Here is a 21,809-nt window from a genome sequence, read left to right as displayed (position 1 = left end):
AGTCGGCGCTGGCGGGATGGCACCTCAGATCGGGAAGATCAGGATCGTCTGCGGATCGTCGGCGTGTTCGAGCAGCAGGCGCCGCACGCGATCCTGCCACAAGCTGCGAAACGTGCTCATTTCCTGAGTGCTGGCGCGGCCGGAACGGCAGCGCGGCAGCAGCTCAGCCAGCCGGGGGTCACCTGGCACATGTGACAGATCTGCGGCCACCTCGACGGCGGCGCCACTGTCGAGACGCGTGAAACGCAGGCTGCCGTGTTCGAGCGGTTGGGCGAAAAAAAGTCGCTCGCGGCGATCGAATCGCCCCCCGATACCCTTGAAGCCGGTGTCACCAGCAGCACCGGTGACGAGCGTCAAGATGCTGGCGATCACGCCCGCCACTCCGGCATCACGCTCGTCGGCGAGATCGACACGAATCTCGCCGCGCACGGGCAATTCTTCCGGATAAAGCCGTGCGAGCGCCGCTCGCGTCATCAGGAAGGCGGAAGCGACCGTCGGGCAGCTGTGGCCGGCAAGCCGCACGGCATCTTCGAAACGATATTCGAACTCGCCATCGCCAGTGGCACCGAGGAATTCCGCCAGCGGATCACGCATTCGGATCACCGGTGCGGCGGAGAAAAAATCGGGAAAACGCATTGTGTAACCTTTCTGGGCAATTGTGGAATGGAAAATTGCAGTAAGATAGTAACAGGTTACTTACTTAACGGCACAACAAACCTTCGCTTTCACCATGCCGATCACCACCATTGCCGCCGAAACCGCGCGCCAGCGTCATTCGGCAGAGGAAAGACGCGAGCAGACCGTCGCCGCCGTCGTCGATCTGGCCCGCGAACATGGCCCTGAAGGCATCACCACTCAAGCGATCGCATCGCGCATCGGCGTGACCCATGGTGCGCTGTTCCGTCATTTTCCAGACAAAGCCTCGATCTGGGCGGCGGTGTTCGATTGGCTGGGCGAGCAACTCGGCCGACTGGCCGACTCCGCCATCGCAGCGGGCGGCACGCCGCTGGAAATGCTGGAGCGATTGTTCCAGGCTCAAGTCGATTTCGTTGCCGGCCACCCGGGTGTTCCGCGTCTCCTGTTCCACGAACTGCAGCGGCCGCGCGGTTCGGTGCTCTCTGGTGTGGCGCGCCGTATCGTCGGCGGCTATCGCGAACGCGTGAAGTCATTGCTGATGCGTGCCAAACAGGCCGGTCAGTTGCCCGCGACACTCGACGAGGAAGTCGCCGCCTTGTTGTTCATCGGCACGGTGCAAGGACTGGTGGTGCAAAGTGCCTTGTTTTCCGGCGCGCTCGATTTGCGCGCAGCGGCGCAGCGCGTCTTCCCACTGTTGCTGGATGGCTTTCGCGGAGCACGACCATGAAGACCCCGACCCGTCGCAGCCTGATCCCTGACGATCTGCGCGCTGGCGAGCAGCGTCGCCATCCGCACCGCGCTGCGCATCGACCCGGCGGAGGCCATCGGTGGATAAGGTCGAGATCCCGGCAATCCGGCTGACCGGACTGAAAAAACGCTACGGTAGCGGCGAGGCCGCGGTCGATGCGCTGAAAGGTGTCGACATGACCGTCTGGCCTGGCGAGGTCGTCGGCCTGGTCGGCCCCAGCGGCTCGGGCAAGAGCACCTTGCTCAAATGCCTCGGCGCAGTGATCGAACCGACCGCCGGGCGCATGGAGCTGGCCGGTGAGGTGATTTATGACGATGGCTGGAAGATCCGCGACCTGCGCGCCTTGCGGCGCGACAAGATCGGCTTCGTCTTCCAGGCGCCTTATCTGATCCCCTTCCTCGATGTCACCGACAATGTCGCACTGCTGCCGATGCTCGCCGGTCAGGACAATGCCAGTGCGCGCAAACGCGCCCTGGAGCTATTGACTGCGCTGGATGTGGCGCATCGCGCCGGCGCATCGGTATCGCAGCTCTCCGGCGGCGAGCAGCAGCGCGTCGCCATCGCCCGCTCGCTCGCCAATCACGCGCCGGTGATTCTCGCCGACGAACCCACTGCACCACTCGATTCGGCACGCGCGCTCACCGTCGTGCGCATTCTCAACGATCTGGCTCGCGAGTATCGCACCGCGATCGTCGTCGTCACCCATGACGAAAAGATCATCCCGACCTTCAAGCGCATCTATCACATCCGCGACGGCAAGACCCACGAAGAAGCGGGTGAAGGGCGACCGATCTGACGTCGCCCGCCTTGAGACAGACGGTAGTACGATTCACCCCGTGCTCCAAGCGCGCGGCCGTTTCATGCCAGCGATCTTACACGCCTGGGCGGGATAACCGTAGGGGAACAGCTCGAACAGCCGCTGACGCGCATTGCCCTGATAACGTGCCTCCAGATGCTTGATGACATGACGCGCATCCGCCGCGACCTGGTGTTCGTCGTAATACTCGCGCATGAAACGGATCACGTCCCAGTGATCGGCACCCAGCTCGATCCCGAGCTCTTCCGCCAGCGCGGTCGCCACCGCTTCATTCCATTCCGCCGGTTCGACCAGGTAGCCTTCGGCATCGCGTGTGGGCATCTCGATGGTAGTGCTCATGTCGATCTCCTCCGTTTGGGCTGATGAATTATGTCACACCGTGATATTATTTTGCTGGCATCTCGATTGCAATCAACTCCCCGGATGGGTTATGAGCGCCATGAATGATGTCGAATTCACCAAAGCGGATTTCGAGATACTGTCGCACTTTCGCTATCAGCTGCGACGTTTCGTGCATTGGAGCGAGGGGCTGACCCGGCGCGCCGGCATCACCAACCTGCAATACCTTTTGCTGCTGCATGTGAAGGGCTTCCCCGGCCGCGACTGGGCAACCGTCGGGGAACTCGCCGAGCGCCTCGTTGCCAAGCCTCATGGCACGGTGGCGCTCATCACACGCTGTGAACGGCTGGGACTGGTCGAACGTCGTCCCGGACGTAACGACGGGCGAACGGTCGAAGTGCATCTCACCCATAAAGGCGCCCGGCTGGTCGAAAATTTGGCACGCCAACACCGCGACGAGCTGCTGCGCCTCGAAGGCTTGTTCGCCGTCCCCGGCGAAGCGCAGTTGCGCAAAGGCAACCTGGATCAAGTTTCCAACCAGGGCACTCGCCTATAATTTTATGCTTGCGACTGCCACGCTGGATCGCATTTTCCCGTGCAGATTTCACGCTCGTGCTCTGGGCGCCATCCCGGAAGCCGCGACCGGCTGGCTGCGTTTCGGCATCACCGCGCTGCCCAAGACCGCCCCGCCGTGCGCTTTCTCCTGACCACACTGGCCGGCCACAGCCGTTGCCCCGTTCGATTCTTCATTTGGAGGAAGCCTTCATGATCCCGCACACTCTCGAATTCGCGCCGCAGTGCGCTCCCATTTCCGATCCCGAGCCGATCCTCGGTGGTCGCATCGAATTGCAGTTGCTCACCACGCTCAAGTGCAATCTGAAATGCACCTATTGCTCGCTCGGCGTCGGCGACGTGCTCGGTTCGCAGACCGAGCTGAAATACGACATCGACCAGCTCGCGCGCTTCATCGACACGCACCTGGCCGGCAAGGAGATCTACGTCACCTTTTACGGCGGCGAGCCGACTCTCAACCGTCGCATGATGGAAGACGTGATGCGACGTTTTCCCGAATTCCGCTATCAGCTGCAAACCAACGGCACGCTGCTCGACGACTTGCCAGACTGGGTATTGGCGAAGCTTTCGAATATCCTCGTCTCGATCGACGGCGGCGAAGCGATCACCGACGGCTATCGCGGCCGCGGCATCTGGCGTCAGGTGATTGCCAACCTCTCCAAGGTGCATGACAAGGTCGGCGGCACGATCACCGCGCGGGTGACCTGGGGCAATCCCGACACCAGCTTCGAGGAGCTCGACGAGCTCGCCACCGCGATCGAGGCGATCGACTATGTCTATTGGCAGTTCGTCGCCGACGAGATGTACTTTGGCGATTCGGTCGCCAAGCGCAAGGCGGTGCTGGTGAAACTGATCGACAAGTTCTTCTCACGCACCGACGCGCTCTATCCCTTCATTCCCCTGATGGGCATCGTCAGGAACAAGCTGCTGCCCAATCGCGGCATCGAGCTCTATGGCGGGCTGACGCAGTGCCGCGTCTCCTCGCATCTGATCAACGTGATGCCCAGCGGCGAGATCTATCCCTGCCCGGACATGATGTATGCGCATGAGATGAAGATGGGCGAGATCCAGGGCAACTGGCTGAAGAAGAGTCCCTTGCAGCCGACCCCGGCGATGCCCTGCGAGTCCTGTGAAGCTTTTTCCTGGTGCCGCCGCAACTGCATGAAGAACCTCTATCTGGGCTACGTCAAAAACGATGAACGTTACCGCAAGAACGTCGTCGAACCGATCTGCGAGCTCGTCAAGTTCATCGGCCGCGAGGTCGACAAACACGACCCGCACGCCTGGTTTGGCAAACTGACCGTCCCAGTAAGGAAGTGCCTGGTGGATAATGAAGTCTATGAATACGTCGAGATCATGCCTTGAGGTAAGGACGGCAAATGTGTGATAGCAGCCCGCCATCAGTAAGAATGTGAAATGCGCCTGATACACCGCCTGCCGGGGTCCTTGGCTGCCAAAATCGACGGGATCTTGGTGGTCTTCTTTTTGTTCGCGCTGACGATGATCGGCCTGACGCTCTACGTCGGTCGGCAACTCGAAGGTGGCGCCGCGGCGATCAACGAAGCAGGCGCTTTGCGCATGCGCACTTACCGCATCGGTTATCTCATCGAACAGTCGCTGTTGCTACCGGGAAAACGCCGTGAATTGTTGCAAGAGGCTGAAACGACGATGCGAGAATTCGGTGCTGCGATCGATCTGATCGATGTTGGCGACACCGAACGACCGCTGTTCTTACCACGGGAAACGGCGGTGCGTGAACAGATGGAGCGGCTCAAGCAGCACTGGAGGTTTCATTTCGAACCTTTGTTGCAGGAGGCGTTCACCCACATTACGGATGCTCCCCAGTCGATCCAGGCGCGCAACGTCTTGCATCGCATCGATGACGAAATACGCAATTTCGTGCCGGAAATCAACCAGCTGGTATTGCAGATCGAGAAAAGCAATGCGCACCATACCGATCTAATGTGGTCATTCCAGAATGCTCTCGTCGGTTTTGCACTGGCCGGCACCCTGTTGCTACTTTACCTGTTCCGCATGCTGATAATCGAACCGGTGGAACGACTGCGGCAAGGCATGGAAAGCATGGCCCAGGCCGATTTCAGTACCCGCTTGCCAATCGATCGCCATGACGAATTCGGCGATCTGGCTTTGGGTTTCAACCATATGGCCGATCATCTGCAGGAGCTCTATTCCACCCTGGAAAAGCGCGTGAAACAGAAGACGCACGATCTTGCGGTGCGAGCACGCGAGCTCGGACTACTTTATGAAGTGACCGCTTCACTCAGCGAACCAGCCGAGCTCGGACAGTTGGCCCGAGGCGTGCTCGAGCGTGTGCGCGATCTGTTCGAGGCCCATGCTTGGGCTGTGCGCCTGATCGACGAAAAGAATGGATCATTGTCTTTCGTTGCCGTCAGCAACCTTCCCGAAGAGCTCTTGATTAGCGAAAAATGCCTGCCTGTCGGCGTCTGTCTGTGCGGCAACGCGGCAGCAACCGAGCGCCCTTTCGCTGGCTGCCCGCGCCCCGATGGCGACCCCAGATTGCTACTCAATTGTTATCGTGAAGGATTCCAGTCGGTCGTTGCCATTCCGGTACGTGCCAAGAACCGCGTACTGGGAATCTTCAATCTCTTTTTCTCTACGCCACGAAAATTCGAAGAGGGTGAGATCCGGCTACTCGAAACAGTCGGCCGCCATCTCGGCGTCGCCATCGAAAACCTACAGCTTGCCGAAAGAGAAAAAGAGATGGCGGTATCCGAAGAGCGCAACCTTCTCGCCCAGGAGCTCCACGACAGCATCGCCCAAGGGCTTGCCTTTCTCAACATCCAGGCACAGATGCTCGAAGCATCGTTGCGGCAGGGCGACGTGACCAGCGCACGAGCGGAACTGGTCAGAATTCGCGAAGGCATTCAGGAAAGCTATGACAACGTACGCGAGCTGCTCGTGCATTTTCGCATCCGCATCGAACACACGGATCTGGTTGAAGCAATCGAAAACGCAGCACAGAAATTCGAGGGGCAAACCGGAATCGCCGTTTATGTCGAGCGATCCGGCGAAGCACCTGCAGTGCAGCCAACCACACTATTACAGATTCTGCATATCGTCCAGGAAGCATTGTCCAATGTGCGCAAACATGCACAAGCGAGGCGGGTGACGATCTCATTGGTCAATAGCGTCGATGCTCTCATGATCGAAATCGCCGACGATGGAACAGGTTTCGCGCTTGCTGCCAATCCTGAAAAATCAACCGATCACGTCGGCATCGGTATCATGCGCGATCGCGCTCGCCGCATTGGTGCGCTGTGCCAGATCGAATCCAGACCCAATGCCGGCACATGTGTCCGTCTTGTGTTACCCAAGGTAAGCCGATGACTGCCGTGATTCGTGTTTTGCTCGTCGATGACCATGCTTTATTCCGCAGCGGCATAAAAGCTCTTCTATCGCGAGTGCCGGATTTCGAAGTCGTCGGCGAAGCTGGTGATGGACTGGAAGGCGTCAAACGTGCGGTTTCGCTGAAGCCGGACGTCGCCCTGCTTGATCTGAACATGCCAGGCATCGCTGGAAAGGAAGCGGTACAGTTGATCGTCGAGGAGGCTCCAGAGGTCAAAGTAATCGTACTGACCGTCTCCGAAAATCCGGATGATCTGATCGATGTGATGCGAGCTGGCGCGCAAGGTTATCTGCTCAAGAACATCGATGCTGAATTCCTGATCAAAGCGATTCGTTGTGCCGTAGAGGGTGAAGCGGTAATGGCGCCGCAAATGACGACGCGCCTGATGAACAATTTGCGGCGCGGCGCACGCCCACCGATGCACGAGGAAATCGAAAAACTTTCGCCACGCGAAAAGGAGATCCTCGGCTTTCTTGCGCGCGGTGCCAGCAACAAGGAAATCGCGCGGGCACTGAATCTGGCCGAGAGCACGGTCAAGATCCATGTACAAAGCATTTTGCGCAAACTCAACATGGCGAGCCGCGTGCAGGTAGCAGTCTTTGCGGTCGAACATGGAATAGTTCCAAAGAACTAGTTCCATAGCACGAGACACTTACCTTCTTTTGCAGCAGGTAAGCCCAACTTCCGACTGATTCCTTTCCTGCTCGTTCCACCCTAGCATGCCGGTGTGGTCAACTAGGGCGGAGGGAATCGGCATGACCTCAGTAACACACAAACGCAAGGCCTGGTCGGTGGTGATCATGAGCACGCTGGCGTTCACGGTGTGTTTCATGGTTTGGATGATGTTCGCGGTAATCGGCATTCCGATCAAGAAAACGCTTGACCTCAACGAAACGCAGTTCGGCATCCTGGTGGCTATGCCAGTCCTGACCGGGTCGCTGTTTCGCCTGCCAGTCGGGATGCTGACCGACAAATACGGCGGCCGCATCGTGTTTGCTGCGATCATGGCTGCGACGGTGGTGCCGATCTATCTGATCGCATACGGCACCGAATTCTGGCACTACCTGCTGCTCGGCCTTTTCGTGGGACTGACCGGCACTTCGTTTTCGGTCGGCATCGCCTATTGCGCGCGCTGGTTCCCGAAAAGGCAGCAAGGCCTGGCAATGGGCATCTTCGGCGCGGGCAATTCCGGCGCAGCGGTAACCAAGCTCGTCGCACCGACGCTGGTGGTCGCCTATGGATGGCAGTTCGTGCCACAGGTCTACGCTGCCATCATGCTGGGAACGCTGATTTTGTTTTGGCTCTTCACCTACGACGATCTGGCGCATCGAGTGGAATCTCATGTCACTTGGCGCGACCAGTTACTCGCACTCAAGGACCCGACGGTCTGGAAGTATTGCCAATACTACTCGATCGTCTTTGGCGGCTATGTCGCCCTTTCGCTGTGGATGACGAAATATTACGTCTCCGAATACGGCTTCGATATCAAAAGCGCTGCCTTTCTAGCCGCATGTTTCTCTTTGCCGGGCGGCGTCCTGCGCGCACTGGGCGGCTGGATGTCTGACAAGTGGGGAGCGCACCGCGTTACCTGGTGGGTGCTCTGGATATCCTGGGTCTGTCTGTTCATCCTTTCCTATCCGCAAACCGAGCTGACGATCAAGACCGTCAGTGGTCTTCAGACGTTCCAGGTGGGTCTCAACGTTTGGCTGTTCACCATTCTGATGTTCATCATCGGTGTGGCATTCGCGGTGGGCAAGGCCTCGGTATTCAAGTACATCTCCGACGACTATCCGAAGAACATCGGCGTCATATCCGGCATCGTCGGGCTCGCAGGGGGGATGGGTGGTTTTTTACTGCCGATCATGTTCGGCGCGCTCGTCGATCTGACGGGCATTCGTTCGACCTGCTTCATGCTGATGTATGGCGTCGTCTGGGTATCCCTGATCTGGATGTATTTCACCGAAGTGCGCAAGCTCGATTTGATGATGCGTCGCCGTCCTCACCCCGATATCCTCGAATGACATAGGAGAACGTAACAATGACAACCGCAGCAATCGACGTCAAAACCACCTCCAGCCGTGACATCGCCGACTGGCGCCCCGAGGACCAGGCGTTCTGGGAAACCACCGGCAAAGCGATCGCCTACCGCAATCTCTGGATATCCGTCCCGAGTCTGTTGTGTGGTTTCGCTGTCTGGTTGATGTGGGGCATCATCACTGTGCAGATGCTCAACCTCGGTTTCCCCTTCAAGCCCGAAGACATGTTCACCATCACCGCCATTGCCGGACTATCGGGCGCCACCTTGCGCATCCCTTCATCGTTCTTTATCCGCATTGCCGGGGGACGCAATGCGATTTTCCTGACCACCGCATTGCTGATGATTCCTGCCTTTGGCGCCGGAATCGCGTTGCAGGACAAGAATACGCCATTGTGGGTGTTTCAACTGTTGGCGCTGCTGTCCGGAATCGGCGGAGGCAATTTCGCATGTTCGATGTCGAACATCAACACGTTCTTTCCCAAGCGATTGCAAGGAACGGCGCTCGGCATCAACGCCGGCCTCGGCAACTTTGGCGTCACGACGATGCAGGTCATGATCCCGCTGGTGATGACTGCCGGCGTATTCGGCGCATTGGGGGGTGAGCCGATGACGTTGATCAAAGATTCCGGCTGGATCCTCGGCAAGATTCCGGCTGGTACGTCGACATACATTCAGAATGCAAGCTTCATCTGGTTGGTGTTATTGATCCCGCTGGCGTTCCTGGGCTTTTTCGGCATGAATAACCTGCTCGTGGTCTCGCCGGACATCGGTTCGACAGCAGCCGCTTTCGCCAAGATTCTTTGGCTCTATGGGCTGGCCCTGGTCACGGCAGGAGTCGGTCTGTATTTCTATCTGCCGCCACCGACCGGATTGGGGCTACTCAACATGTGGGTCGCTTTGCCTCTGATCATGGTCGCCACGTTATTCGTGATGAAAATGGCTGCCATCGGCGACATGAAAGAAAGCATTGCCAGGCAATTTGCGATCTTCAAGAACAAGCATACCTGGTCACTGACCGCACTTTATGTCGTCACCTTCGGTTCCTTCATCGGCTTCTCTGCGGCAGTACCTCTGTCGATCACAGTGATTTTCGGCAGCTCGCATATCTTGGATACCGCTACACAGACCTGGATTCATTCCAAGAACCCGAACGCACCTTCGGCTCTGACCTATGCCTGGATTGGCCCCTTCGTCGGTGCGCTGATCCGACCTGTGGGTGGCTGGATCTCGGATAAGGTCGGTGGCTCGATCGTCACGCAAATCATTTCGGTCGTAATGGTAGTCGCATCAGCTTATACAGGTTACATCATGATGCAAGCATACCATTCGGCGACCCCAGAAATTTATTTCACTGAATTCATGATTTCATTTGTGATTTTGTTTGCCGCCTCTGGTATCGGCAACGGTTCGACCTTCCGCACCGTCGGCGTGATCTTCGATCGGGTGCAGGCTGGGCCGGTACTCGGGTGGACTTCCGCAGTCGCCGCGTATGGCGCTTTCATTGCTCCAGAAGTGATCAAGGGGCAACTCAAGGCTGGTACACCCCAATACGCGATGTACGGTTTTGCCATCTTCTATGCCCTCTGCTTGTTCATCAATTGGTGGTTCTACCTGCGCCGTGGCGCAGAAATCAAGAATCCCTGAGATTTTCGTTTTCACGCTCCAGGAGACGCACATGAGTCATTTCTTCGACCGCCTCAACTTCCTCTCGAAGATCAAAGATAATTTTTCAGACGGTCATGGCATCGTCACTGTCGAGGATCGCAAGTGGGAGGATGCCTATCGCAACCGCTGGCGCCATGACAAGGTCGTGCGCTCGACGCATGGCGTGAACTGCACTGGCGGCTGCTCGTGGAAAATCTTCGTCAAGAATGGTCTGGTCGCTTTCGAAATACAACAGACGGATTATCCGGAGACACGTCCCGACATGCCGAATCACGAACCACGCGGCTGTCAGCGCGGTGCCTCGTTCTCCTGGTATCTCTACAGTCCGCATCGAATCAAATACCCGCTGATTCGTGGCCGCCTGCTCGAGCTGTATCGCGCGGAAAGAATGAACGGCAAAGACCCGGTCGACGCCTGGACGGCAATCCAGACCGACCCGGAAAAACGCAGGAAATACACAGCCGTGCGCGGGCTAGGTGGATTCGTCAGGACGAGCTGGGAAGAAGTCGTCGAGATCATCGCCGCTGCCAACGTCTACACGATCAAAAAATGGGGACCCGACCGCATCTTCGGCTTTTCGCCGATCCCTGCGATGTCGATGCTCTCCTATGCGGCAGGCAGTCGTTATTTGTCATTGATTGGCGGTTTCTGTGGCTCGTTCTACGACTGGTATTGCGATCTGCCGGTCGCAAGTCCTCAGGTCTGGGGGGAACAAACCGACGTACCCGAGGCGGCCGACTGGTACAACTCGACCTACATCATTTGCTGTGGCTCTTCGATCCCGACAACGCGCACTCCAGATGCGCATTTCTACAGCGAAGTGCGCTACAAAGGCGCGAAGATCGTTGCCATGGCGCCCGATTATGCCGAGCAGGTCAAATTTGCCGATCTATGGATGCCGATTCGGCAGGGCACCGATTCTGCTGCGTTTTTGGCGATGGGACATGTCGTGCTGAGGGAGTTTTATCTCGACAAGCGTGATCCTTATTTCGATCACTATGCGCGCACCTACACCGATCTGCCGATGCAGGTGATGCTCGAACCCTTTGACGAGGGTTACGTCACTGGACGTTTCTTGCGCGCCTCCGATTTCACTGGCGCGATGGGAGAAACCAATAACCCCGAATGGAAGACCGTGGTCTATGACGAGATCACCAAGAGTTTCGTCGTACCCAATGGTTCGATAGGCTTCCGCTGGGGCGAAGAAGGTCGTTGGAACATTCTGCCAAGAAATGCTGCCAACCAGCAAGAGATTCGTGCCGAACTCACCTGTATCGACAGTCGCGATACAGTGGTCACAGTTTCGTTTCCCCATTATGCACCGAACGAACCGAGGATGTTGGCGCGCAACGTGCCTGCACGCAGACTGACGTTGGCCGATGGCCGGGAAGTATTTGTCACCTCGGTATTCGATCTGCTGATCGCACAATACGGTATCGATCGCGGCTTGGGCGGCAGTAATGTGGCCAAGTCCTATGACGATCCGACGGTGCCTTACACGCCAGCCTGGGCCGCGAAAATCACCGGTGTCAAGGCTGCCGACATCGAACGGACAGGCCGCGAATTTGCCGACAATGCTGCCAAGACGAAGGGCAAGTCGATGGTGATTTTGGGAGCCGCGATCAATCACTGGTATCACAACGACATGCACTATCGCTCGATCATGAACCTCCTCCATCTCTGTGGCTGTGTCGGTCAGTCGGGCGGTGGCTGGGCACATTACGTCGGCCAGGAAAAATTGCGGCCGCAAGCCGGTTGGGCGCCCATCGCTTTCGCGCTCGACTGGCAGCGCCCGCCGCGGCAGATGAACTCGACTTCGTTCTGGTACTTCCACACCGATCAATGGCGTTATGAGTCGATCGATGCCGATGCGCTGATGCAACCCGCAGCCAAGGCCAAAAACAAAGGGTATACCTGCGCCGACTACAACGTCGTCGCGACGCGCCTGGGTTGGCTGCCATCCGCCCCTCATTTCAACCGCAATCCGCTCGATATCGTCGCCGCGGCCGAAAAAGCCGGAATTCAAGATGAAGCCGGTATTGCCAAATACGTAGCCGAGGAGTTGAAAGCAGGGCGCATCGACGTCGCCTTCGCCGATCCCGACAACCCGAGCAATTGGCCACGCAATCTATTTGTCTGGCGCGGCAATCTCGTGGGCACCTCGGCAAAAGGGCACGAATACTTTCTCAAGCATCTCTTTGGTGCCCAAAATGGCGTGTTGCAAGAGGGTGGCGAAGGCGCCCGCAACAAGGAAGTGAAATGGGTGGATGAAGCGGCCGCGGCCAAGCTCGATCTCGCCGTGGATATCAATTTCCGGCTCAATTCCACCGGCGCTTATTCTGACATCATCCTTCCGACAGCTACTTGGTACGAGAAGAACGATCTCAATACCACGGACATGCACCCATTCATCCACCCCTTGTCCGAAGCCGTCAAACCGGGATGGGAAGCCAAATCGGACTGGGAAATCTTCAAGTTCATTGCCAAACGTTTCTCCGAGCTTGCCACAAAGCACCTGGGCAAGAAAAAGGATCTCGTCGCTGCACCTTTGCTGCATGATTCGCCATTCGAGTTGGCACAGCCCTTTGGCCAGGTCAAGGACTGGAAGCGTGGCGAGTGCGAACCCTTGCCCGGCAAAACCATGCCGCTATTGAAGCTCGTCGAGCGCGATTACGGTTCGGTCTATCACAAATACATCGCACTGGGACCGCTCATGGTCAAGCTTGGCAATAACATCAAAGGCATCGACTGGAATACCGAGCATGAGTATGAGGAGCTCAAGAAGCACAACGGCGTGATCACGCTCGATGGACCGTCAAAGGGCTTACCCTCTCTCGACGATGTGGTGCATGCCTGCGACGCAGTGATGAGATTGGCGCCCGAAACCTGCGGCGAGGTTGCGCACAAGTCCTGGAAAGCGTTGGGCAAGAAAACGGGACTCGATCACAACCATCTGTGCGATGCACGTCGTGACGAAATCATCACATTCAAAGACATCCAGGCACAGCCGCGGAAAATCATCACGGCGCCAACCTGGTCAGGTATCGAGTCGCATGAGGTGAGCTACAACGCCGGCTATACGAACGTACATGAATTCATCCCTTGGCGCACGCTGACCGGCCGTTGCCAGTTCTATCTCGATCATGAATGGATTCTTGACTTCGGCGAAGGCTTCTGCTGTTACAAACCGCCACTCGATCTCAAAGAACTCGACAACCTGCCCGAGCGTGCGAAAAACAAGAAAGCCTTGACGCTGAATTGGATTACGCCCCACTCGAAATGGGGCATCCATTCGACCTATCAGGACAACCTGCGCATGCTCACCTTGTTTCGAGGCGGGCCTTATGTCTGGATCTCGGAATTCGACGCCAAGGAGGCAGATATCCGCGACAACGACTGGGTCGAGGCGGTCAATGTCAATGGTGCAACCGTAGCGCGTGCGGTCGTCAGTCAGCGGGTACCGCGCGGTATGGCCATCATGTACCACGCGCAGGAAAAGAACGTCAATGTTCCGGGCAGCCCGACGACGGGCAAACGCGGCGGCATCCTGAATTCGGTGACGCGCATCGTCGTCAAGCCGACGCATATGATCGGTGGCTACGCCCAGCTCTCATACGGCTTCAACTATATGGGCACGGTAGGCAGTAACCGCGACACGATGGTGCTGGTCAGAAAGATCGAAGATAGCGCGATCGACTGGTTGGAACGCCCATTGACGGCCGAGCGTGAAAAACAACTCAACCCGGTCGGCATCGGAACACGTTGATACGGTTTAAGGAGACGAAAATGAAAGTACGAGCGCAATTTGCCCTTGTCTTCAACATGGACAAGTGCATCGGCTGCCACACCTGCTCTGTGACCTGCAAGAACGTGTGGACCAACCGCCGGGGTGCGGAATACATGTGGTGGAACAATGTCGAGTCTAAGCCGGGCATTGGTTATCCCAAACAATGGGAGGATCAAAACAAGTGGCGGGGTGGCTGGAGCGTCGAGAACGGCAAGCTCGAGCTGCGCGCTGGCGGCCGCGCAACGAAATTGCTCAATATCTTTGCCAACCCTGATCTGCCCGAGATCGACGATTACTACGATCCATTCACTTACAACTACGCGCATCTGCAGAATGCCAGATTGTTGGAAGCGACACCGACCGCCCGCCCGATGTCACAAATCACTGGGGAGCAGATCGAGAAAATCACCTGGGGGCCGAATTGGGAAGATCATCTCGCTGGCGAGTTTGAAAGCCGTAGTCGCGACGCCAACTTCCAGGCGGTCGAGAAACAGATCTATGCCCAGTTCGAAAATACCTTCCAGCTCTATCTGCCGCGCATCTGCAACCATTGCCTGAACCCGGCCTGTGTTGCCGCCTGCCCATCGGGTTCGATCTATAAGCGCGAAGAGGACGGCATCGTGCTCGTCGATCAGGATAAATGCCGCGGGTGGCGCATGTGCGTTTCCGCCTGCCCATACAAAAAGGTTTTTTACAACTGGGAGTCGGGCAAAGCGGAAAAGTGCATCGGCTGCTATCCTCGGGTCGAATCGGGCATGCCGACCGTGTGTTCGGAATCCTGCGTCGGCCGCATTCGCTATAACGGTATCCTGCTTTACGATGCCGACAAGATCGCCGAGTATGCAGCGACGCCAAACGACAAGGATGTTTATAAAGCGCATCTGAAGATTTTCCTTGATCCGAACGATCCGGAGGTCGTGGCAGCAGCGCGTCGGGACGGCATCCCAGAGGATTGGATCGAAGCGGCGCGCCGCTCGCCGATCTGGAAGATGGCGATGGAGTGGAAGATCGCTTTCCCGATGCATCCTGAGTTTCGCACCCTGCCAATGGTTTGGTACGTGCCGCCGCTTTCGCCAGTGCAATCGGCGCTCGATCAAAAAACATTGCCTACCGAAGCCGATGGCGTGATTCCGAAATACGAAACGTTGCGTACGCCGACACGCTTTCTTGCCAACCTGCTGACCGCCGGAGACGAAGCACCCATTCGCCAAGCGCTCAGCAAACTGATCGCGATGCGCTCGTATCAACGCAGCAAACACGTCGACGGCGCTCAAGAAATGAGCGCTTTACAAAATGTCGGTTTGACGGCGGAGCAGGCCGATGCAATGTATCGTCTTTTGGCAATTGCCGATTACAACGACCGCTTCGTGATCCCCACCAGCCATGCTGAAGTCCCGCTGGAAGATGCTTATGGGTTCCAGGGCCAGAATGGCTTTTCCTTCGGCAACGACGACGCAGTCGGCATCAGCTCGGTCACGCTATTCCCGCGGCGACGGATCGAGACCGTCGAGCCCAAAGAGCCGGCGCCTCTGGCTGACGAAATTGCCAAGTGAGGGGACGATGATGAGCGTATATAAACTCCTATCCCTTCTACTCGACTATCCGCGTGACGAGCTCAAGAAACATTTGCCTGAGATACGCGCGGCACTCGCACAATCGGATGCTTCTGACGACGAACGTGATCTGGTAGATCGTTTTCTCGGCTGGCTCGAACGAATCGACCTCATCGATTTACAGGCGGAGTACGTCGCCACTTTCGATCTCGATGCCAGACACAGTCTGCATCTGACGCACCATATTCTCGGTGACGACAAAAACAGAGGACCGGCGTTGATCGACATGGATGAGTATTACCGCGCCTATGGGTTAGAACCGATTTCCGGCGAACTGCCCGATTATTTGCCTTTGATGCTTGAATTCGCTGCTACCTTGGAGACGACTGAAGCCAGGTTGTTCTTATCGCATGTGCGCAAGGTGCTGACCATGCTCGCCGCGAATCTCGAGGAAACCGCCAGTCCCTGGGCGCCGCTCGTGCGCCTGGTCGAGAATCGAGCCACACTGGCACCTGTGTCTGCCTGAGTCAAACGGAGGAACATCATGGATTATTTGATCAAATTCGTTTTCGGGGTTTATCCCTATCTCGCCGGCACGGTGTTTTTGATTGCCTGCTGGATTCGTTTCGATGCCGAGCAATACACCTGGAAGAGCGATTCGAGTCAGCTGCTTTCACGTGCCAATATGCGTCTTGCCAGCAACTTCTTCCATATCGGCATTCTCGGCATCTTCTTCGGCCACCTCTTTGGACTACTTGGCCCGCATGCGATGTGGCAGGCGCTGGGAATCTCCGATCTGGGTCACCAGTATCTGGCGATGTATGCCGGAGCTTTGTTCGGCATCCTCTGTTTGATCGGCGGATCGATGCTCTGGATGAGGCGTATGTTCAATCCCCGCGTGCGTGCCGCCAGCCGTTGGATGGACATTGCATTGCTTTCTTGGATATTGATTACGCTGCTGGTTGGCCTGTCGACGATCTTCGTTTCGGCCGGCCACGCGAGCAAAGGCGATGCCGAAGTAATGCTCGCCCTTTCGGCTTGGGCGAAAAGTATCGTGGCTTTTTCTCCTGAGCCTGAGTTGATGCTGAAGGTCGATCCGATCTATCGGTTACATGTCTTCCTTGGCATGTCGCTGTTTTTGTTCTTCCCCTTCACGAGATTGGTGCATATCTGGAGCGTGCCGGTCGGCTATCTGTTTCGCGCCTATCAGATCGTGCGTGCCCGGCGCAGCGCTTAAAGGAGAATGACCGTGATGTCACAAACATCGAGTACACCGAAGCGAGTCAATCCCTACGCGATTGCAATCAAGCTGTTGCGAGTCGGCGACAAGGAGATCGAGCTCGACCAGGAGGGTTACATCCAGGACATGGATGCGTGGAGCGAAGACTTCGTGCGCGCATTGGCAAACGAGGAAGGGCTTGAGCTCAACGACGAACACTGGCAAGTGATCCGTTTCATTCGTGATCATTATGCCGAGCATCATGTACAGCCCCAAGTGCGTGACATGATCAAGCACTTCCGAGAAATTTGGGGTCCGGAACGCGGCAACAACCGTTACTTGCATGATTTGTTTCCGAAAGGCGGCCCACAGAAGCAAGGCAATCGTCTGGCCGGCATGCGGCGTACAAAAGGCGAGCACTGATTGCGACGCAACTGTTTTTCTCGTTTTGCTTCCCTCAGGGAAACCCCGGCGGCTCTTCTTCACCTCTCTCACCGCCGGGGATTCTTTTTTGTAGATCAGCAACCAAGCTGCTCGCCATCGCGTTGCTGATCAACAACCTGCCGCGTTCTCGGCGCTATCCGGAATTTTGGCTTTAGCAAAAGCCGCTGAGTGGATGATCCAGATCAATTACTTGACTTCCACGGTCAACTATGATGAGCGCTGCGTCACTCATCTTTCAGGAGCCAGCTCATGACCACCACCATCCACGTCCACACCCACACCAATCCCGAAGGCATCTACGGCTTCGACGCGCGCGGCATCGCCAAGCGTTTCCGCCATGCCGCGATCTTCGGCGCGCTCGATGCGTTGCAGCCGGGCGAGGTGATGCGCTTCGTCAACGATCACGACCCGATTCCGCTGCTGCAGCAGATGCAGGCACGCTACGGGAATGCCGTCGAGATCGCCTATCGCGCCCGCGAGCCGGAGGGCGTGATGATCGATTTCATCAAGCGCGCATGAGGCATGAGCCATTCCAGCGCGCTGCCCGAGCCTGACGCCTTGCGGGAAGCCCTGCGTGAGGTGATCGACCCCGAAGTCGGCATCAATATCGTCGATCTGGGCCTCGTCTATCGCATTGCGTTTGAGGATGGCGTCGTGGTGGTCGAGATGACCATGACGTCACCAGCTTGTCCACTCGGCGAGATGATCGCCGACGAGGTCGATGAAGCCCTGCGCAGGCATTTGCCGCCCAATACGCCCATCGATGTGCGGCTGGTCTGGGAGCCGCCGTGGACGCCGGAGAAAATGTCGGAAGCTGCGCGCCGGCATTTCGACCGCCGGAGGTAGGGATGGCATTTTCTTCGGCAGCGTCCCGCCTGCCGCTCTTGTTGCTGGGCATGATCGCGCTGGTCACCGGCGTACTCGCCGGCCTGGCGCGGCTGGCGGTGGATGTGCCAAGCTTCGCTGCAGCGCAGGCAGGCAATCATGGCGCGCTGATGATCGGCGGCTTTCTCGGCACGGTAATTGCGCTCGAACGCGCCGTGGCGCTTGCCGGCGAAAGTCGCCTCTGGCCATTCGCCGGGCCGCTGTTTGCCGGCGTTGGCGGGCTGGCACACCTCATCGGCGCACCTGTCGTCCTCACGCAATTTCTTTTCATTGCCGCCAGTGCCATCGTGACGACCGGCAGCGCCTTGCTCTACCTACGTCAGCCTGCGATGTATCTCGCCACGCTGACGCTCGGCGCGCTGAGCTGGTTTGCCGGCAATCTGGTCTGGCTGGTGACTCACACGCTGTTGCCCGCCGTGCCGTGGTGGCTCGCTTTTCTGGTGCTGACCATAGCCGGCGAACGACTGGAGCTGACGCGCTTTTTGCCCACCCCGCAAACGGTGCGTCATGGCTTTGCAGCCATCATCTTTGGCTTGCTTGGCGCAGCTATGCTGAGCCTGTGGTTAGAGTCGACCGGCCTTTCCCTGTTCGCGCTGATGCTCGTGGCGCTGGCGGCGTGGCTGCTGCGCCACGACATTGCACGCCAGACGATCAGGCAGCGCGGGCTCACCCGGTATATCGCAGTCTGCCTGCTGACGGGCTACTTTTGGCTCGTAATCGGCGGTCTGCTGGGGGGAATCGGCGGCCTCGCACCGGGGAGTCCCTGGCGCGATGCAGCGCTACACGCGATCCTGCTCGGTTTCGTGTTCGCGATGATCTTCGGCCATGCGCCGATCATCTTCCCTGCTGTCGCGAAGGTAAAGATTCCCTATCATCCGGTGTTCTATCTACCGCTGACGCTGTTGCACTTGACGGTGTTTGCCCGCATCGCCGGCGATCTCGCATCGCTGCCTACCCTGACGCAACGGGCGGCGATCGGCAATGCGCTGACACTGCTCGCCTTCGTGCTGACCATTCTCGTGCGGGTTTTCTTCGCCAAGGCCCGCTGAAGCTCGCGAGAGTCGGCGGCATGATACGGCACCTGATCGTGATCAAGGACAGACTTCGTCGGCAAACCAATAATGTTGCGGTTAATTCACTCTTCTACATATTCGAATACCATGAAAATGCCAACATTTCGTTGGCTGCCAGCCGCTCTCGCGCTGACCGTGTCGGCCGTTCAGGCAGCCGAGGAGACCCCGCGCGATGGCGAGAGTGAATATCTCGCACGGGCAGCAGAGCAGCGTTGCATCGCCGGCGAAACGGTCCTGCTCGCCGTGCCGCTGCCCAACGACATGAAGATCGACTACGACGCCACGAGTAGTCGTCTGCGCGTTTTCTATCCGATGCAGTTCAATGATTTGACGGAAGGCTGGAACTGGCACCCGGAAGAGGTTGCCGCCGGGCGGGACTACTACACCTTCAAATATCTACCGCTCGGCTCGACCACCGAATCGCGTAGCAGCGACCGGCTGACGGCCCTGGACGGCAAGACGATCGAATACCCGGTCGAGTGGCATTTCGATTACTTCCTTGCCTTCGACAATCCTTATGAGTTCTATCCCCGCGATGCCGGAGAGCAGACCGGCTTCGCCGCCGAGATCGTTCTGCCGGCAGCGGCAGCGCAGCGTCTCGCAGGCGGCGATCTGCGCATGGCCGTGCGTGCCCGGCTGAACGAGAACTGCCTCAGCGACAGCACCACCTTCTGGAAAGCGACCATTTCCAAACCAGTCGATTTCACGCTCAAAAAGCGCTATCTGGTCGGCAGACTCGAAGAGGTGCGCTTCACGGATGCCGCCACCGGCCGCCTGTTGGCCCGCCTGCCCGCCGGTATTCGTTGAACACCCGCTCACCCCTTGCCGATCGGTCGATACGGGCAGTCTTTCTTGGTGCATTCACAGTAGAGGTAAAGCGCATGGTCGACGATGCGAAAGCCACGCTCCTTGGCCACCTTGATCTGGCGCCGTTCGATTTCGGGATCGGTGAATTCCTCGACACGACCGCATTGCAGACAGACGAGGTGGTCGTGATGCTTGCCATCCTTGAGCTCGAACACCGACTTGCCGGATTCGAAGTGGTGCCGTTCGAGCAAGCCGGCCTGTTCGAACTGCGTCAGCACGCGATACACGGTCGCAAGACCGATATCGACATTGTCGGCGATGAGCAGGCGATAGACGTCCTCGGCACTCAAGTGACGCGTCGTCGATTTGCGGAACAGATCGAGGATCGTCATGCGCGGCACCGTCGCCTTGAGGCCGATGCTTTGCAGTTCTGTGCGGTCGGTCATGGTTGGCGTGCTCTCGGAGGGGGGAATGGCCGTATGATATAGTTTTTCGCGCCTCATCCATTTTCCTTCCCGTCCATGCCGTCGCGCCGACCGCTCTCGAGCCTGATCTTGCTCGCCACCGCACTCGCTGCCTGTTCCAGCGCTCCGGACATCACTTCCCGCCTCTCGCCCTATCGCATCGACGTGCGCCAGGGCAATTTCGTCACGCAGGAGATGGTGGCGAAACTCAAGCCCGGCATGAGCCGCGACCAGGTGCGCTTCGCGCTCGGCACCCCGCTGGTGACCGATATCTTCCACGCCAACCGCTGGGACTACGTCTATCGCTTCCAGCCCGGCCGTGGCGAATCCCAGCTGCGCCGCCTCTCCGTCTTTTTCGAGGGCGACAAGCTGGTACGCGTCGGTGGTGATGTCGTGCCTGCAGGCGAAGGCGGCGCGACGGAGGAAGCGGCGCCTGCGCCGTCCGCGCGCTTCATCGAAGTCCCCGCCGAACCGAAGAAGGACTGAACAATGACGACGATTCGTTACGCGATTGCCGGCAAGAATGGCCGCATGGGCAAGATGCTGATCGAAGCGGTCAGTGCCGCGGCCGATGCCGAGCTCGCCGCCGCGTTCGATGTCGATGACGACGCCGAAGCGGCGATTTCCCGGGCCGACTGTCTGATCGACTTCACCCGCCCCGAAGGCACGCTCAAACACCTGGAGATCTGCCGCCGCCTGGGCGTGCATATGGTGATCGGCACCACCGGTTTCACCCCAGAGCAAAAGCAGCAGATCGTCGCCGCCGCGCAGGTGATTCCGATCGTCTTCGCGCCGAACATGGCGGTGGGGGTGAATGCCGTCTTCAAGCTGCTCGATGTCGCGGCGCGCATCCTCGACGAAGGCTACGACATCGAGATCATCGAGGCGCACCACCGCCACAAGGTCGATGCCCCGTCCGGCACCGCGTTGCGCATGGGCGAAGTCGTCGCTGCGGCACTCGGCCGCGATCTCGCGTCCTGTGCCGTCTTTGGACGTGAAGGTCATACCGGAGAGCGACCGGCGACGCAAATCGGCTTCTCGACGATTCGCGGTGGCGACATCGTCGGCGATCACACCGTGCTGTTCGCCGGTATCGGCGAACGCATCGAGATCACCCACAAATCGGCGAGCCGGATGTCGTATGCGCTGGGCTCCTTGCGGGCCGCGCGCTTCCTGCGAGGCAAGAAGAACGGCCTGTTTGACATGCAGGATGTCCTGGGGCTGAAATAGCCGCGCCTGCCGAGGGCGAGGCGAATCGGCTATAATGCGCCGGTTTGCCCATCATCCTGTTTTTAATGGGGCATCGCGAAAAACCGTCGCGAGCGGCCCGAGTGCAAGGCGATTGGTGCGCAGCGACCGAGACATAACAATGA

The 21,809-nt window shown here is 58.1% G+C and carries 22 protein-coding genes; 19 read left to right on the top strand and 3 right to left on the bottom strand.

Going from position 1 to position 21,809, the window contains the following annotated elements; all coding sequences use genetic code 11:
• Positions 1–24: 24 nt before the first annotated feature.
• Positions 25–636 (bottom strand): hypothetical protein, encoded by a 612-nt coding sequence (locus EL335_RS03835; RefSeq protein ID WP_126444325.1) that lies wholly within the window; start codon positions 634–636, stop codon positions 25–27.
• A 94-nt stretch (positions 637–730) separates the two neighbouring features.
• Between EL335_RS03835 and EL335_RS03830 the strand changes: the two genes are divergently transcribed.
• Positions 731–1,363 carry a TetR/AcrR family transcriptional regulator gene (locus EL335_RS03830; protein ID WP_126444324.1) on the top strand — a complete coding sequence of 211 codons (633 nt, stop codon included), beginning with the start codon at positions 731–733 and terminating at the stop codon, positions 1,361–1,363.
• Between the two features lie 100 nt (positions 1,364–1,463).
• Positions 1,464–2,180: an ABC transporter ATP-binding protein gene (locus tag EL335_RS03825; protein ID WP_284155437.1), complete on the top strand. Its 717-nt coding sequence runs from the start codon at positions 1,464–1,466 to the stop codon at positions 2,178–2,180.
• Between the two features lie 33 nt (positions 2,181–2,213).
• On the opposite strand, the gene EL335_RS03820 is transcribed toward EL335_RS03825, so the two are convergent.
• Complete coding sequence (locus tag EL335_RS03820; RefSeq protein WP_126444323.1) at positions 2,214–2,540, bottom strand: TusE/DsrC/DsvC family sulfur relay protein; 327 nt, start codon at positions 2,538–2,540, stop codon at positions 2,214–2,216.
• A gap of 91 nt (positions 2,541–2,631) precedes the next feature.
• Between EL335_RS03820 and EL335_RS03815 the strand changes: the two genes are divergently transcribed.
• From EL335_RS03815 to EL335_RS03745, 15 genes are all read left to right on the top strand, one after another.
• Complete coding sequence (locus EL335_RS03815; RefSeq protein ID WP_284155436.1) at positions 2,632–3,096, top strand: MarR family winged helix-turn-helix transcriptional regulator; 465 nt, start codon at positions 2,632–2,634, stop codon at positions 3,094–3,096.
• 209 nt (positions 3,097–3,305) lie between these two features.
• Positions 3,306–4,478, top strand: coding sequence for a radical SAM/SPASM domain-containing protein (locus EL335_RS03810; RefSeq protein ID WP_172600021.1), 1,173 nt, complete (start codon positions 3,306–3,308; stop codon positions 4,476–4,478).
• Positions 4,479–4,529: 51 nt separating this feature from the next.
• Positions 4,530–6,482, top strand: a complete 1,953-nt coding sequence (locus EL335_RS03805) for a type IV pili methyl-accepting chemotaxis transducer N-terminal domain-containing protein (protein WP_126444322.1) — start codon at positions 4,530–4,532, stop codon at positions 6,480–6,482.
• Positions 6,479–7,135, top strand: coding sequence for a response regulator (locus EL335_RS03800; protein WP_126444321.1), 657 nt, complete (start codon positions 6,479–6,481; stop codon positions 7,133–7,135). The genes EL335_RS03805 and EL335_RS03800 overlap by 4 nt, the downstream gene beginning before the upstream one ends.
• Before the next feature lie 121 nt (positions 7,136–7,256).
• A complete protein-coding gene (locus EL335_RS03795; protein WP_126444320.1) occupies positions 7,257–8,522 on the top strand; it encodes an MFS transporter in 1,266 nt (421 codons plus the stop codon).
• 17 nt (positions 8,523–8,539) lie between these two features.
• Positions 8,540–10,183 carry an MFS transporter gene (locus EL335_RS03790; protein WP_126444319.1) on the top strand — a complete coding sequence of 548 codons (1,644 nt, stop codon included), beginning with the start codon at positions 8,540–8,542 and terminating at the stop codon, positions 10,181–10,183.
• A gap of 31 nt (positions 10,184–10,214) precedes the next feature.
• Positions 10,215–13,970, top strand: coding sequence for a nitrate reductase subunit alpha (locus EL335_RS03785; RefSeq protein ID WP_126444318.1), 3,756 nt, complete (start codon positions 10,215–10,217; stop codon positions 13,968–13,970).
• 20 nt (positions 13,971–13,990) lie between these two features.
• Positions 13,991–15,544, top strand: a complete 1,554-nt coding sequence (gene narH, locus EL335_RS03780) for a nitrate reductase subunit beta (protein ID WP_126444317.1) — start codon at positions 13,991–13,993, stop codon at positions 15,542–15,544.
• A gap of 7 nt (positions 15,545–15,551) precedes the next feature.
• Entirely contained in the window at positions 15,552–16,070 is a 519-nt protein-coding gene (gene narJ, locus EL335_RS03775; RefSeq protein WP_284155435.1) for a nitrate reductase molybdenum cofactor assembly chaperone, read from the top strand.
• A gap of 18 nt (positions 16,071–16,088) precedes the next feature.
• Positions 16,089–16,781, top strand: coding sequence for a respiratory nitrate reductase subunit gamma (gene narI, locus EL335_RS03770; RefSeq protein ID WP_126444316.1), 693 nt, complete (start codon positions 16,089–16,091; stop codon positions 16,779–16,781).
• A 6-nt stretch (positions 16,782–16,787) separates the two neighbouring features.
• On the top strand, positions 16,788–17,186 hold the full coding sequence (locus EL335_RS03765; RefSeq protein WP_172600020.1) for a TusE/DsrC/DsvC family sulfur relay protein: 399 nt from the start codon (positions 16,788–16,790) through the stop codon (positions 17,184–17,186).
• 270 nt (positions 17,187–17,456) lie between these two features.
• The gene (locus EL335_RS03760) at positions 17,457–17,726 is read left to right on the top strand and encodes a DUF2249 domain-containing protein (RefSeq protein ID WP_126444315.1); all 270 of its coding nucleotides are present in this window, start codon (positions 17,457–17,459) and stop codon (positions 17,724–17,726) included.
• 3 nt (positions 17,727–17,729) lie between these two features.
• Positions 17,730–18,053 carry a metal-sulfur cluster assembly factor gene (locus EL335_RS03755; RefSeq protein WP_126444314.1) on the top strand — a complete coding sequence of 108 codons (324 nt, stop codon included), beginning with the start codon at positions 17,730–17,732 and terminating at the stop codon, positions 18,051–18,053.
• Positions 18,054–18,055: 2 nt separating this feature from the next.
• Entirely contained in the window at positions 18,056–19,141 is a 1,086-nt protein-coding gene (locus tag EL335_RS03750; RefSeq protein WP_126444313.1) for a DUF8744 domain-containing protein, read from the top strand.
• Positions 19,142–19,258: 117 nt separating this feature from the next.
• Positions 19,259–19,972 (top strand): hypothetical protein, encoded by a 714-nt coding sequence (locus EL335_RS03745; protein WP_126444312.1) that lies wholly within the window; start codon positions 19,259–19,261, stop codon positions 19,970–19,972.
• A gap of 8 nt (positions 19,973–19,980) precedes the next feature.
• Here EL335_RS03745 and fur read toward each other — a convergent pair whose 3' ends face one another.
• Positions 19,981–20,418 carry a ferric iron uptake transcriptional regulator gene (gene fur / locus EL335_RS03740; protein ID WP_126444311.1) on the bottom strand — a complete coding sequence of 146 codons (438 nt, stop codon included), beginning with the start codon at positions 20,416–20,418 and terminating at the stop codon, positions 19,981–19,983.
• 75 nt (positions 20,419–20,493) lie between these two features.
• Here fur and EL335_RS03735 point away from each other — a divergent pair, with 75 nt between their 5' ends.
• On the top strand, positions 20,494–20,922 hold the full coding sequence (locus EL335_RS03735) for an outer membrane protein assembly factor BamE (protein WP_126444310.1): 429 nt from the start codon (positions 20,494–20,496) through the stop codon (positions 20,920–20,922).
• 3 nt (positions 20,923–20,925) lie between these two features.
• Positions 20,926–21,666, top strand: coding sequence for a 4-hydroxy-tetrahydrodipicolinate reductase (dapB, locus tag EL335_RS03730; protein WP_126444309.1), 741 nt, complete (start codon positions 20,926–20,928; stop codon positions 21,664–21,666).
• The last annotated feature ends 143 nt before the right edge of the window (positions 21,667–21,809 follow it).

The sequence above is a fragment of the Sulfuricystis multivorans genome, assembly GCF_003966565.1.
Lineage (GTDB): Bacteria > Pseudomonadota > Gammaproteobacteria > Burkholderiales > Rhodocyclaceae > Sulfuricystis > Sulfuricystis multivorans.
This window is presented reverse-complemented; position numbering and strand designations above follow the sequence as displayed.